The following is a 12,498-nucleotide window of genomic DNA, read 5'->3' on the forward strand; positions in this document are numbered from 1 at the left end:
GTGCAAATGTATACATAGCTTTGATTCCGATGGTAAATTTATACTAGTAATTTCTTAGCAAACGTTCAGATTGAGATTAATAAAGGAAAAGAGTCTATTATTGAATTTATAAAATCGAATGAAGGTCTAATTTTTATTTTACTCCATTTTCAGTCAAGATTACAGAAGGTCTACTTTTCAAGGAAAAAATTCAAGTCCAGGACAGATAGATGCCGGCTAATTTCTGACTAGGCGCGGTTGAAAGGTTGAGTTTCTACCTTCTCATAATTAGATGGTTAATCAATAAATAACCAAATTTATACTGTGCAGCTTTGAAAAAGCTCAATAAACTTCTGAGCTGCTGAAGAAAGGGGCAAGTCTTTTTTGATAGCAATACTTAAAAATCTTTTAGGTATGATTTCTTGGATGGGCACTATGAATAGCTGTTGTTGATCCAAATCGCTGCGAACAAAATCCTCGATTACACACGATATGCCCAAACCTTTTTTAGCAAATTCAATTAACAGTTCCATGGTACTCAATTCTACTTTAGGTATTACTTTTAAGCCATATGAAGTGAAAAAGTTGTCAATATATTTTCTTGTATTAAGTCCTTTCTGCATGAGAATGATCGGGTAATTTACTACTAGTTCTTTTAAGAATATTGGTTTATCACATATTTCTTTAAATCTCTCACCTACTACAAAACAATCTTGTATTTCTATTTTTCCAATCACCGTCAGAGAATCTCTGCTTCCGTTCAGATTGATGATTCCTATGTCAACTTCGCCTGACTCTAGCTGCTTAATTGTAGAATGAGTAGATTGATCTTTGATATAAATCTCGATATTAGGGTAAGCCAAGGAGAATGTCTCTAGGTATTGCATCAAGAAGTTACTACAAGCTGTTGTGCTTACGGCTATTCTTAGTTGACCAGCATCTAAATTCCTTAATTCCAAAAATTTTCTTTCAGCCGCCTGTAATAACTCATAGCTTTGTTCTACATATTGAAATAATATCTCTCCTTCCGTAGTAAGGGACACTCCTTGTGCTCTTCTATGGAACAATTGTCCACCTAGCTTATTTTCAAGTAGTTTTATGGACTGACTAACTGCCGATTGTGATGTAAACAGTTCCTTTGCCGCATTAGACATACTTCCAGCTTTTACTGTGATATAGAAGATCTTATAGAGTTCATAATTAATATCCATATAAGTATTTAGTATACCTCCTATACTTATTATTAATTTTACTTATTATACTGCGTGAATTATACTCGGGTTGTCAATGATTAATGGATAAATTGAGAAGGTGACCAATCTAGTATTCCCATATTTAAGTTATATTATTGACTCATCTGTAGGGGATATTCAATCTTCAGAATTTGAGAGGGGATAATACTGTGAGGCGGGATTACTTTTGCAATGGACACACTTGAAACCGTTCTTTTGGTATTTTCTTTTCTCGTGGTTCTAAAATCGGATAAACGATTTATTGAAGCACTTCGTTCAATTTCCGATTGGCTAATTGATCAAAGTAAGAGAAAGGGGAAAATACATGGCTATCATATTTATAATTTTCGCATTATTGGCAGGAATGGCCTTGCCTACACAATTTAGTGTTAATGCGCAGCTAAGGACGGTGGTGGGATCACCTATTGTTGCTTCGGCCATTTCTTTTACAGTAGGTGCCATCTCATTAATAATCATATCTTTTTTTGTAAAAGGATCGTTGTTCAAAAAAGAATGGTTTGAAGCTCCCTGGTGGATGTGGACAGGAGGACTACTGGGTGCTTTCTATGTATTGGCGACAACCATTCTCATGCCCAGAATAGGAGTAGCAGCTACGGTTGGATACGTTTTAGCTGGACAAATAATCGTGTCGGTGATCATTGATCATTTTGGATTAATTGGTGCTAGTATGCACACTTTGAATATTCCTCGATTATTGGGAGCTCTTTTGGTTATTGCAGGATTCTTTATCGTACAAAAATTTTAAATACATTTGGGGGAAACATACATGAGCAAAATAAGAAAAGACTTTCTGTGGGGAGGAGCTATTGCAGCTAATCAAGTAGAAGGTGCACATCGCAGGGATGGAAGAGGGTTAAGTACCGCTGATATTCAGCCGTTTATTCCAGGAGCTGATCCTATTGATCTACATTTTAATAACATGGATTCAGAAACATACGAAAAATACAAACATGGGACATATTATTTCCCTAAGCGCCAAGGAGTACATTTCTACGAACGATACCGTGAGTATATCGATGCGTTAGCAGACATGCATGTAAAAACATTGCGGTTGTCTATTTCTTGGAGCAGGATTTTTCCGAATGGAGATGATACTGTTCCAAACGAGCAGGGTTTGGCCTTCTATGATCGATTATTTGAGTACATGAAAGAAAAAAATATTGAGCCGATCGTCACGATTTTCCATTATGAAATGCCTTTAAATTTGGTTGAGCAATATGGCGGTTGGACAAACCCGAAACTGATTGATTTCTTCGTGAAGTATGGGCAAACCGTCCTGCGAAGATATCACCAAACCGTTAAATATTGGATCATTATCAACCAAATTAACCTTGTCCACAAAGAGGCATTTGCCTCCCTTGGCATACTGAAAGATAAAGTTGATCATTACGAGCAGTCTCAGTTTCAAGCGGTTCATCACCAATTCGTTGCTTCTGCAAAGATTACTGAGTTTGGCCACAAGCTAAATCCATCCCTTCAAATGGGAATGATGTTGGCCGATACGTTAACCGCCCCTTATTCATGCGAACCTGCAGATGTCGAACTGAATTTCAGACGAAATCGAATGCAATATTTCTACAGCGATGTTCTGATTCGAGGAGAGTATCCAGAATATGCATTGACGTATTTCGAAGACCATGACATCCAGCTGGAAATTACGGAATCAGAGAAAGAATTGCTTCGGAACAATACAGCCGATTTCCTTGCAGTCTCTTATTACTGGTCAAATACTGTTAAAGCTAGTGAGAATACGATGGACCCTAATTCTACCGTCAAAAATCCCCATTTGAAAGCGAATCGCTGGGGCTGGTCTATAAATGCTTCAGGATTATATCTCTGCATGTCTAAATATTGGGACAGGTATCATGTTCCCATGATGGTGGCTGAAAATGGTCTTGGATTTAAAGATGTTTTAACAGCGGACAATAAAGTTCATGACGATTATCGCATCGAATACCACCAGGAGCATATTGCAGCACTGAAAGAGGCAATACATGAAGGGGCAGATGTTTTTGCCTATTGTACCTGGGCCCCTTTCGACATCATCAGTGCAGGTACTGCTGAAATGAGCAAAAGATATGGCTTTATTTATGTGGACTATGACGATGAAGGTAATGGAAATGGGCAATTCCATTATAAAGATAGTTTTTACTGGTATAAACAAGTTATTGATACAAACGGCGAGGATCTTCATAGAACCACCAACGATTAGGATGAGAATCACTAAATGATTGAGGCACCCCCGGATCATTTTGTATCGTTTTTGTAATACGGTATGTGGAAAATGGTCCGGACATTTATAATAGGGGGACAACTATGAGTTATCAAAAATTGGCAAAGGATATTCTGGATGGCGTAGGAGGAAAAGAGAATGTAAATGCGGTGTGGCATTGTGCCACTAGATTGAGATTTAAATTAAATGATGTGAGTACTGCAGATACCAAAAAGATTGAAAAAACAGATGGGGTCATTACCGTCGTCAATAGTGCCGGACAGTATCAGGTGGTTGTTGGTAATTCCGTTGCTCAAGTCTATGATGCACTAACATCATTACCTGGAATGGCATTACATGCTTCTAGCAACAATGAAAGCGCTTCAGAAAAGAGAACTGGGAAATTTAATCCTGTCAGTCAGTTGATGGATTTTGTTTCGGCCGTATTTACGCCATTTCTGGGAGCCTTGGCTGGATCCGGAATTTTGAAAGGCATTCTAGCTTTGTTTACAACAATGAACTGGATATCGACCGACAGTGGTGCGTATAAAATATGGAATGCAGCAAGTGATGCCATTTTCTATTTTTTGCCGATTTTCTTGGCATTTACTGCGGCCAAGAAGCTTAAAGTCAACCCATTCGTAGCCGTTTCGTTAGCTGGTGCACTCATTCATCCGTCTTTAGTAGAGATCGTATCCAATTCACAAACGATTGATTTCTTTGGCATACCGATCATACCAATTACGTATACGGCGTCTGTGTTTCCCATTCTGTTGTCGATTTGGGGCCTCTCTTACTTGGAACCTTTGTTGAACAAATTCTTTCCGGAATCAATTCGTAATATGCTAACCCCTCTGGTTTCTCTAGTGATCATGTTGCCTCTAACTTTGGCTGTTATCGGCCCTGTAGGCACAAAGATTAGTGACCTGTTCGCCATGGTATTGTTGGCAATCTTTGGTTTCTCCCCATTACTTGCTGGGCTGGTTTTAGGAGCGTTCCATCAGTCGATTGTCATTTTTGGAGTCCATTGGGCGCTGATTACGCTGATGATAAACAATGTCGCTAATCAAGGATACGACCAGTGGTTGCCAATTGTATGTGCAGCCGTACTTTCTCAAGCAGGTGCTGCTCTAGGCGTATTTTTGAAAACCAAGGATGTCAAAATCAAAGGCCTATCGGGTTCTGCAGCAATCACAGCCATTTTTGGTATCACTGAACCGGCAATTTACGGCGTAACCCTTAAATTAAAGCGTCCATTCTACTGTGCAATGATCGCTGCTGGGATTGGGGGCGCTGTCATTGGATCGTTTGAAGTACATGCATCCACATTTACATTTCCTAGCTTGTTGGCTATTCCAACTTATTTAGGCCAAGGTTTCATTGGAGAAGTCATCGGATTGATTATTGCATTCTTTGGAGCCGTCATTTTAACTTATTTCTTCGGTGTTTCGAATAAGAGTGTAACGAATTTGAGTGATCAAGCAAATCCAAACGAGGTTGTGGTACCTGTGGATGGTCAAATTGTTCCTTTAAGCAGTGTAAGCGATGAGGTGTTTGCTTCTGAAGCGATGGGTAAAGGAGCAGGGATTGTTCCAGTTAGCGGAATTGTTATAGCTCCGGTAAACGGAACGGTAAGCAGCGTGTACAAAACCGGGCATGCGATTGGCATTGTATCTGATTCCGGTATAGAACTTTTGATTCATATCGGTATTAATACTGTGAAATTAAAGGGACAACACTTTAAACCATTGGTTGAGGAAAATGACAGAATTCGCATTGATGACAAATTAGTTGAGTTTGACTTGGAGCAAATTAAGGCTGCGGGTTATGATCCTACGGTAATGGTTATTGTTACGAATTCATTTAATTATGATCAAGTGCATGTGAATCTGGAGGATCCAAATTCAAAACAGTTATTACATGTGATTCCTGCAAAATCTAGCGTTTCATCTTCAAATTTGGTTTAACACAGGACAGCATGGATTTGATCTTGGAAGTAAATAAAAAAACGTATAACAGCCAGCTATAGCTATTATAGCTGGCTGTTTTTAGTAGATAGTTCTGTTGTTAACGAAGAAAAGGATTAAGATATTACGAATGCTTGGGTAGTTCAGCAAAGAGTCTGCTTCTAGGACAATGTAATTCAAAGCCTCTGGAACACGTTCAGCACCAATTGCAAATGTGAACCACATCTGTTGTTCCTCCAACACTCATAACGAAAAATTTTACAGCAAACGTGCTTAGTAGTCTTCTCTTCGAAAAGGTATTAGCCGAATGGGCAACAGAATGTTTCTGTAGACTGAAGATCCTTTAGTATGAATTCCAAGTGTTCTCTAGCTGATTGATTCAATGGTTGTAAGGGTAAAGGAAGACTGGGACTTGAAGTCAAGCCACTTATTTCTGCTGCTGCTGAAACAACACGAAGGCTACCATATTGATGAAATAACGTCCAAATCGGTTCAAGTAGCGCCGAGAGTTGTTTCGCTTCATCAGCAAAACCGTCCTGGGCCAAACGGGTCATTTTTAGGCACGCCTTTGGAAACAAACCACCGAAAACCGAGTACCATGCTTCACAGCCTGCATTCAAGCCAGTGACTGCAAATGAATCTCCACTTACTCCTATAGTTACATGGGGAGGAATGGCTATTCGCAGTTTTCTAATGCGTGTCTTGGCTGCTTCAGGATCAGAAGGCACTCCAGGAATCTTGATAGAACGAACGTTAGGCAGCTCAGCAATCCGACCGTGCAACTCATCACTGAAATGAAAATGCGAGGTACTCGGATTATCATATACACAAAGTGGAATGGAGAGTGAACTGGTCACCTGTTCATAGAGTAAAAATACTTCTTCATTCGTTAGTGTTTGATAGGAAATAGGGGCTAGCAACACTGCGCTTGCTCCTGCTCTTTGTGCATCTTCCGCTAATCGAAGTACTTCAGAAGTACGAATCGCACTTATACTTGTCATTACGGGAATCCCCTCAGATGAATGGACAGCAAGTCGAAGAACACGTAAACGTTCTTCTCGATTAAGATATGCATAATTTCCAGTTGAACCCAATGCACCAATTGAGTCTACACCAGCTGCAACTAATCGTTGAATTAGTGTCACAAATGCTTTTTCGTTAATACCTGTCTCGTTAACTGGGGTGAGTGGAAAAGCAGATAATCCACGGAACATAAAACTACACTCCTTTATTAATTGACCTTCAAAATACAAACACATTATAAAAATGAATTAGATACAATAAAAGTACCAATTGTGAGACAAATAACAGTACCAATTCTTCTAGACAAACTTAAGATCGAAACAAAGAGATATGAGCATCAAGCTTCAGTGTCAACTTGGAATTACATCTTTTAACAGATCAGGTTAATTGAACAACATAAAAAGCATTCTATATAGAATGCTTTTTATCTTTCTCATGAATTAGTGATGTATCAGAGTGTGTTAATATGCGGTCAAGTACTTTTTTAGTAAGTGGCATAAAGTAATTGAGTATTAGCCCCCCTAAACAAACGGTTAACAAAGTTCCAATGCCAATGGGTCCATTTAAAATGAATGCTATGATCAAGAATATAAGATAGATGAATGTTCTCGAAAAAAATAGATTTGTTTTAGTTAATTCTTGTATGATTAATGTTAATCGGTCAACTGGAATTGGTGCAAAATTTGTCTGTAAATATGTTGCAGTTCCTAATCCTACAACAACTAAACCAATTCCAAAACAAACAACTTTGCTGTACCATAGTTCAGGTGTTATCAAATTGTGTAATAAAAAAAGCCACATATCAATACCAATACCCGTTATAAATGCTGTTAACAACCCCAAAACTTCTGGTCTTTGTCTTTTTAAAAGCGAATTACAACATATCAATATTATAGCTATTATGATTTCCCAACTTCCCACAGTAAGCCCCACATTTATGGACAGTCCTACCAAAAGTGCATCAAAAGGTGAAGTCCCAAGGTCTGATTGTATAGTGAACGAAATTCCAAGGGATAATATAAAAATTCCTAATACGAAAAAAACATATTTCACTTTACTCGACCTCTTTAGTATAATTTTATGTTGCAAATGCAATAAAAATAAGGTAAATTCAATATATATCATTTTTATTGCATTTGCAATAAAATAGGTGCGAAGGAGTTAACTATGAAGGAAGTACTTCGTGAAATTGGAATGATCGCAAGGGCATTAGATTCTATAAGTAATATAGAATTTAAAGAATATGACCTTACAAAAGGGCAGTATTTGTACCTTGTGCGAATATGTGAAAACCCAGGAATCATTCAAGAAAAGTTAGCTGAGATGATAAAAGTAGATCGAACAACTGCATCTCGTGCTATAAAAAAACTTGTAATTAATGGATTTATTGAAAAGAAAAAAGATAACCATAACCAAAAAATTAAAAAACTCTTTCCAACAGAGAAAGGGAACAATGTTTATCCTTTTATAAAAAGAGAAAATGATTATTCCAATAACGTTGCATTAGAGGGATTTTCGGAAAGAGAGATAGAAACCATTTTCAATCTTCTTCAAAGAGTGAGTGAAAATATAGGGGAAGACTGGGAATTTGTAAAAAAGGGGAACAAGAGAAATTATTGATTTTCATGAAGGAGCGATACATTAAGTGACTGTAAAAATAATAAAGTGCAGCCGTGAAGATTTACAAATACTCCAGGAAATAAGTATTGAAACATTCAACGATACTTTTAAAGATCAGAATTCACCTGAGAATATGAAAACCTATCTGGAAAGAGCATTTAACTTTAAGCAGTTGGAGGAGGAATTGTCCAACGTCTCTTCAGGAATCTTTCTCATCTATTTTAATGAAGAACTTGCTGGATACTTAAAGGTAAATATGAATGATGCTCAATCCGAAAAAATGGGTGATGAGTCGCTCGAAATTGAGAGAATTTATATAAAAAACAAATCTCAAAAACATGGGCTTGGTAAATATCTGCTAAATAAAGCTATGGAAATTGCGATGGAACATAATAAAAAGAAAATCTGGCTCGGTGTATGGGAAAAAAATGAAAACGCCATTGCTTTTTATAAGAAAATGGGGTTTGTTCAAACTGGCGTACACACTTTTTATATGGGTGATGAAGAACAAATTGATTTCATAATGACCAAAACAATGATATAAGTTTAGGATGATATACGAATTCTTATTATTTTTTATATTGTAATTGATTCACTACTGTGTATAATGTTAACTAAAATTGAATTCAAAAATGTTTTCTAGGGTTCCGCGATGTAATATCGGCTGGTCCGAGAGAAAACTCACAGTCGTCGTACTGTGCCACGGAGGGATAAAAGCCTGGGAGAAAAACTGCTGTATGCAGTATTCTCTCAGGCTTTTTTTATTGCTGCTATAAATCCATACTACATTTGCAGCATTATCAAAAAGGAGGAAGCACAGAATGAACAAGACATGGTTATCTGTTGTAGTTGCGGCATTATTCGAAGTTGGATGGGTCATCGGCCTGAAACATGCCAGCGGCTGGTTAGAGTGGGGGGGCACTTTAGTTGCCATTTTAGTAAGTTTCATACTCATGATTATGGCTTCCCGTACGCTTCCGGTAGGTACGGTGTATGCAGTATTTGTCGGGTTGGGAACGACCGGCACTGTATTAGCAGAAATTTTGTTGTTTGGTGCTGAGGTACAGGGATCTAAATTGTTGCTAATTGGGGTGCTTCTGCTCGGAGTTGTAGGGCTCAAAATACAGAGCAAAGAGAAGAAACAAGGAAAAGAGGGCACTGACGTATGAACTGGGTATTTCTTATTTTGGCAGGCGTATTTGAGATGATGGGAGTTCTCATGATTAATAAGCTCCATAAAGACCGGAATTTCCTGTCTGCTTTTTACTTGCTTGCAGGCTTTGGATTGAGCTTCTTGTTTCTATCCCTGGCCATGGAAACACTACCAATGGGAACGGCCTACGCTGTCTGGACCGGTATTGGAGCTTCTGGCGGAGCCATATTGGGCATGATCTTTTACAGTGAACCGCGTAATACCGCGAGAATTCTGTTCATCGCGATGGTACTCGGTTCAGCAGTTGGCCTAAAGCTGGTAAGCTGAATAATGATGGAATTGGAAAAATTAAAAAAATAGATAGAAAAGACCAGCATGCAGACAAAGTATCGATAAGAAATTTTGTCTGCATGTTTTTTTGCATTTCTTTACCCTTCTATACTCTGATCTTTAGGATCGCCGCGTTGTGTTTTCAGTTTTAGAAAATGAAGAGTCAATTGAAGTTTGAGGCGAATATCACCATCGCTTAGATCAATCTCAAAAAGCTCACGTATCCTGTTGATTCGATAGAACAAAGTATTTCTATGAATAAAAAGTGTTTTAGCAGCAATATTTGGAGTATCCACATATTGAAGATAGGCTTCAAGGGTGGGCAGCAAACTTGTTTTGTGGGCATTGTCATAAGCAATTAACTTTTGGATAACCGGATGGCAGAATTCAGCGAGATCGTTCTGTTCCGATATGATCTTTCCAATATGCTCGCAGAGATAGTCCTCATACATATACACTGGCTTGTTAGAATTAAGTTGGAAACCAATCTCAATGGCGGTTAGGCATTGCTTATAATATTTTCGCAAAAAAGTTATATGACTAAAGCAGTCACTCAGCGAAGCAGTTAATCCGTTTACTTGGAGAAATTCCAGAATTCGTTTGTCTTCAGCAATGATTTTACAGGATGAATCAACAAGGGAAATGAGAAATACAATACGTCCTTGATATACGATCCAACGGCTATCCGGAAGTAATTTAAGTTTTCCTCTATCCACGTCTTCTTTAACTGTAATATAAGGCAAAAAAGAAAATCCAAGCCCACTCATAACGGTTTGTTTAATCGCCTCTATGCTCCATAACTCCATGGTTTGAAATGGATGAATATCATGCTTAACAAGATATCTTTCAAACATGGTCCGATAACTACAGCCTTCTTCATTCGTAATAAAAAAATGGTTGGTGTTCTCTCTCTTATATTCATCGAAATGGTCTGGGCCGTCATTGCTGCACACCAGGACAATGTTCTCCTGGGCCAAAGAATAATGGATGCATTTTTCCGGATGTATTTCCGGGTAGACCATCAAAGCCACATCTACACGTCCACTGATTAAGTCAACCTGGTTTTGTTCACATGTACCGTTGGTAAGGCTGAATTTGACATGAGGATATTTCAAAGAGAACTCCCTTATAATCGGGCTTAATCTAGAAATCGTTAAAGACTCTGGTGCAGCCACCTTAACAACACCTTTAACTTCCTGGTTGCTTCGTATATTTCTAATCTAGTCATAAGTAGCCAGTAGATCTTCTGCCAGAGGTATTAATTCTCTCCCTAATGGAGTAAGTTTCAAATGCCTTCTTTCGTAAGTGAAAAGCTCCCCGCCAATCTCTTCTTCAAGCGACTGTATATGGGCAGTGATTGTGGACTGAGTGTATCCCAAATGCGATGCAGCTCCTGTATAACTTCCGATTTCGATAATCGTCTGAAATGTAATAAGGTGTCTAATTTCCATCGATGTTCTCCTTAGGTTTAATTTCTATCGATAAAAATGATAATGATTTTGAATATTTCAATTTTATTAATGAATAGATCCATCATACAATAGAATCCTTCTGATCGTAAATTAATCTACAAGGGAGGAAACAATGAATGGAACCGTTCAAAATTTCAATTCCAGAGCAACAACTGCATGATCTGTCTATCAGACTAAAACAGGTTCGATGGCCTTCGAGTTTCTCTGTAGAACCATGGGCTCTGGGGACAGACCGTTCCTTTTTGAAGAGATTAGTTGATTATTGGGGCACGGAATACAACTGGCGTGAACAGGAAGCATGGTTAAACCGTTTCCCGCAGTTTATGGAACATGTGGATGGTTTCGATATACACTTTGTACACGTCCGGGGTGAAGGCACATCTGCACGACCACTGTTGTTGACTCATGGATGGCCGGGATCATTTGTAGAGATGTTAGAACTAATCCCTTATCTAACAACTCCGTCGCTATATGGTGGACATGCTGAAGAGGCTTTTGACGTGATTATTCCCTCATTGCCAGGCTTTGCATTTTCGAGTAAACCCACACGACCGGGAGTAGGGTCCAAATACGTAGCTACGCTTTGGGCAAAACTTATGGATCGTTTGGGTTACGAAAGGTATTTGGTTCAGGGAGGGGATATTGGAGCAGGGGTTTCAACATGGTTAGCATTCATGTACCCCGAACGGGTAAGGGGACTTCATCTCAATTATATTCCAGGAAGCTACAAGCCACCCCTCACTCCGAATACACCATCTGTTAGCGAAGAAGAGCAAGCTTACTTAGACATCGTAGCTGAGTGGTTGGACCGAGAAGGTGCTTATAGCGCCCTTCATAGAACGAAGCCGGAAACACTGGCTTTTGCACTAAGTGATTCCCCAACCGGTCTTGCCAGCTGGATGGTAGAAAAATTTCAAGGTTGGAGTGACTGTGACGGGGATATCGAAAGGTCTTTCTCACTTGATCATATCCTCACTAACATATCGATTTACTGGTTTACCAATTCGATTGCTTCTTCCATGCGAATATATACTGAAGGTACCAAAATGCCACTGCATTTCACCGAAGGTCAGCGTGTTACTATTCCAACAGGGGTCTCCTTATTTCCCAAGGAGCTGCCCACGCCTCCCCGAAGCTGGGTAGAACGCGTCTATAATATTACGTACTGGGAGAAAGCGAATAAAGGCGGTCATTTCGCCGCTATGGAAAATCCTAAATTGTTTGCCGACCATCTAAATCATTTTTTCATTCATTAAGCATCTGATAGTTTCTATCCTTGAGAGGGTTATGAACAACCAGTACAACTGGTTACCGTCTTCAGAATGCAACTCTTCAGGTGCTTCCAGAGAGGAGGGTAAACGTGCTCACGCTTTATCAGCTCTAGGGGCGGTACAAGGTTTCTTCGGCTTTTTTCTAAAATATACAGTTGCTTTATTGCAAGAAGCGATAACCCGTTAATACTTGATGGTTATTGGTCATTAAATATACG

Annotated in this window: 12 protein-coding genes, 1 pseudogene and 1 riboswitch; of the genes and pseudogenes, 8 read left to right on the forward strand and 5 right to left on the reverse strand. The window is 38.9% G+C overall.

All coding sequences use genetic code 11. From position 1 onward, the window contains the following. Nucleotides 1-296 precede the first annotated feature (296 nt). A complete protein-coding gene (locus T3H97_RS12330; protein ID WP_103048528.1) occupies nucleotides 297-1,190 on the reverse strand; it encodes a LysR family transcriptional regulator in 894 nt (297 codons plus the stop codon). Nucleotides 1,191-1,536: 346 nt separating this feature from the next. Between T3H97_RS12330 and T3H97_RS12335 the strand changes: the two genes are divergently transcribed. The 3 genes from T3H97_RS12335 (at nucleotide 1,537) to T3H97_RS12345 (ending at nucleotide 5,411) form a co-directional block, all read left to right on the forward strand. Next, the gene (locus T3H97_RS12335) at nucleotides 1,537-1,977 is read left to right on the forward strand and encodes a DMT family transporter (RefSeq protein WP_328802701.1); all 441 of its coding nucleotides are present in this window, start codon (nucleotides 1,537-1,539) and stop codon (nucleotides 1,975-1,977) included. A 21-nt stretch (nucleotides 1,978-1,998) separates the two neighbouring features. Then, the gene (locus tag T3H97_RS12340; protein WP_328802702.1) at nucleotides 1,999-3,444 is read left to right on the forward strand and encodes a glycoside hydrolase family 1 protein; all 1,446 of its coding nucleotides are present in this window, start codon (nucleotides 1,999-2,001) and stop codon (nucleotides 3,442-3,444) included. A 104-nt stretch (nucleotides 3,445-3,548) separates the two neighbouring features. Next, the gene (locus T3H97_RS12345) at nucleotides 3,549-5,411 is read left to right on the forward strand and encodes a beta-glucoside-specific PTS transporter subunit IIABC (protein WP_328802703.1); all 1,863 of its coding nucleotides are present in this window, start codon (nucleotides 3,549-3,551) and stop codon (nucleotides 5,409-5,411) included. A gap of 299 nt (nucleotides 5,412-5,710) precedes the next feature. Here T3H97_RS12345 and T3H97_RS12350 read toward each other — a convergent pair whose 3' ends face one another. Together T3H97_RS12350 and T3H97_RS12355 are read right to left on the reverse strand one after the other, a co-directional pair. Further along, the gene (locus T3H97_RS12350) at nucleotides 5,711-6,625 is read right to left on the reverse strand and encodes a dihydrodipicolinate synthase family protein (protein ID WP_328802704.1); all 915 of its coding nucleotides are present in this window, start codon (nucleotides 6,623-6,625) and stop codon (nucleotides 5,711-5,713) included. A 217-nt stretch (nucleotides 6,626-6,842) separates the two neighbouring features. Then, nucleotides 6,843-7,487, reverse strand: a complete 645-nt coding sequence (locus tag T3H97_RS12355; RefSeq protein WP_328802705.1) for a YczE/YyaS/YitT family protein — start codon at nucleotides 7,485-7,487, stop codon at nucleotides 6,843-6,845. Between the two features lie 114 nt (nucleotides 7,488-7,601). Between T3H97_RS12355 and T3H97_RS12360 the strand changes: the two genes are divergently transcribed. The 4 genes from T3H97_RS12360 (at nucleotide 7,602) to T3H97_RS12375 (ending at nucleotide 9,534) form a co-directional block, all read left to right on the forward strand. Next, nucleotides 7,602-8,054 carry a MarR family winged helix-turn-helix transcriptional regulator gene (locus T3H97_RS12360; protein WP_328802706.1) on the forward strand — a complete coding sequence of 151 codons (453 nt, stop codon included), beginning with the start codon at nucleotides 7,602-7,604 and terminating at the stop codon, nucleotides 8,052-8,054. A gap of 25 nt (nucleotides 8,055-8,079) precedes the next feature. Next, nucleotides 8,080-8,598, forward strand: a complete 519-nt coding sequence (locus tag T3H97_RS12365; RefSeq protein ID WP_103048534.1) for a spermidine/spermine N(1)-acetyltransferase — start codon at nucleotides 8,080-8,082, stop codon at nucleotides 8,596-8,598. Between the two features lie 84 nt (nucleotides 8,599-8,682). Beyond that, a riboswitch (guanidine-I (ykkC/yxkD leader) is annotated at nucleotides 8,683-8,781 on the forward strand. Nucleotides 8,782-8,875: 94 nt separating this feature from the next. Then, entirely contained in the window at nucleotides 8,876-9,223 is a 348-nt protein-coding gene (locus T3H97_RS12370; RefSeq protein ID WP_328802707.1) for a DMT family transporter, read from the forward strand. Next, the gene (locus tag T3H97_RS12375) at nucleotides 9,220-9,534 is read left to right on the forward strand and encodes a DMT family transporter (protein ID WP_023988641.1); all 315 of its coding nucleotides are present in this window, start codon (nucleotides 9,220-9,222) and stop codon (nucleotides 9,532-9,534) included. Before T3H97_RS12370 ends, T3H97_RS12375 begins: the two co-directional genes overlap by 4 nt. Nucleotides 9,535-9,635: 101 nt before the next feature. Here T3H97_RS12375 and T3H97_RS12380 read toward each other — a convergent pair whose 3' ends face one another. Together T3H97_RS12380 and T3H97_RS12385 are read right to left on the reverse strand one after the other, a co-directional pair. Next, nucleotides 9,636-9,989 (reverse strand): helix-turn-helix domain-containing protein, encoded by a 354-nt coding sequence (locus T3H97_RS12380; protein ID WP_328802817.1) that lies wholly within the window; start codon nucleotides 9,987-9,989, stop codon nucleotides 9,636-9,638. Nucleotides 9,990-10,217: 228 nt separating this feature from the next. After that, a pseudogene (locus T3H97_RS12385) lies at nucleotides 10,218-10,988 on the reverse strand (LysR family transcriptional regulator); the annotation flags it as partial. A gap of 137 nt (nucleotides 10,989-11,125) precedes the next feature. Here T3H97_RS12385 and T3H97_RS12390 point away from each other — a divergent pair. Then, nucleotides 11,126-12,265, forward strand: a complete 1,140-nt coding sequence (locus T3H97_RS12390; RefSeq protein WP_328802708.1) for an epoxide hydrolase family protein — start codon at nucleotides 11,126-11,128, stop codon at nucleotides 12,263-12,265. The last annotated feature ends 233 nt before the right edge of the window (nucleotides 12,266-12,498 follow it).

This window comes from Paenibacillus sp. LX16 (assembly GCF_036252815.1).
GTDB lineage: Bacteria > Bacillota > Bacilli > Paenibacillales > Paenibacillaceae > Paenibacillus > Paenibacillus polymyxa_B.

What these genes read in the sequence shown, in the direction of transcription:
- T3H97_RS12330 (WP_103048528.1), bottom strand. Translation starts at nt 1,190, where the DNA reads ATGGATATTAATTATGAACTCTATAAGATCTTCTATATCACAGTAAAA.
- T3H97_RS12335 (WP_328802701.1), top strand. Translation starts at nt 1,537, where the DNA reads ATGGCTATCATATTTATAATTTTCGCATTATTGGCAGGAATGGCCTTG.
- T3H97_RS12340 (WP_328802702.1), top strand. Translation starts at nt 1,999, where the DNA reads ATGAGCAAAATAAGAAAAGACTTTCTGTGGGGAGGAGCTATTGCAGCT.
- T3H97_RS12345 (WP_328802703.1), top strand. Translation starts at nt 3,549, where the DNA reads ATGAGTTATCAAAAATTGGCAAAGGATATTCTGGATGGCGTAGGAGGA.
- T3H97_RS12350 (WP_328802704.1), bottom strand. Translation starts at nt 6,625, where the DNA reads ATGTTCCGTGGATTATCTGCTTTTCCACTCACCCCAGTTAACGAGACA.
- T3H97_RS12360 (WP_328802706.1), top strand. Translation starts at nt 7,602, where the DNA reads ATGAAGGAAGTACTTCGTGAAATTGGAATGATCGCAAGGGCATTAGAT.
- T3H97_RS12370 (WP_328802707.1), top strand. Translation starts at nt 8,876, where the DNA reads ATGAACAAGACATGGTTATCTGTTGTAGTTGCGGCATTATTCGAAGTT.
- T3H97_RS12375 (WP_023988641.1), top strand. Translation starts at nt 9,220, where the DNA reads ATGAACTGGGTATTTCTTATTTTGGCAGGCGTATTTGAGATGATGGGA.
- T3H97_RS12380 (WP_328802817.1), bottom strand. Translation starts at nt 9,989, where the DNA reads ATGTATGAGGACTATCTCTGCGAGCATATTGGAAAGATCATATCGGAA.
- T3H97_RS12390 (WP_328802708.1), top strand. Translation starts at nt 11,126, where the DNA reads ATGGAACCGTTCAAAATTTCAATTCCAGAGCAACAACTGCATGATCTG.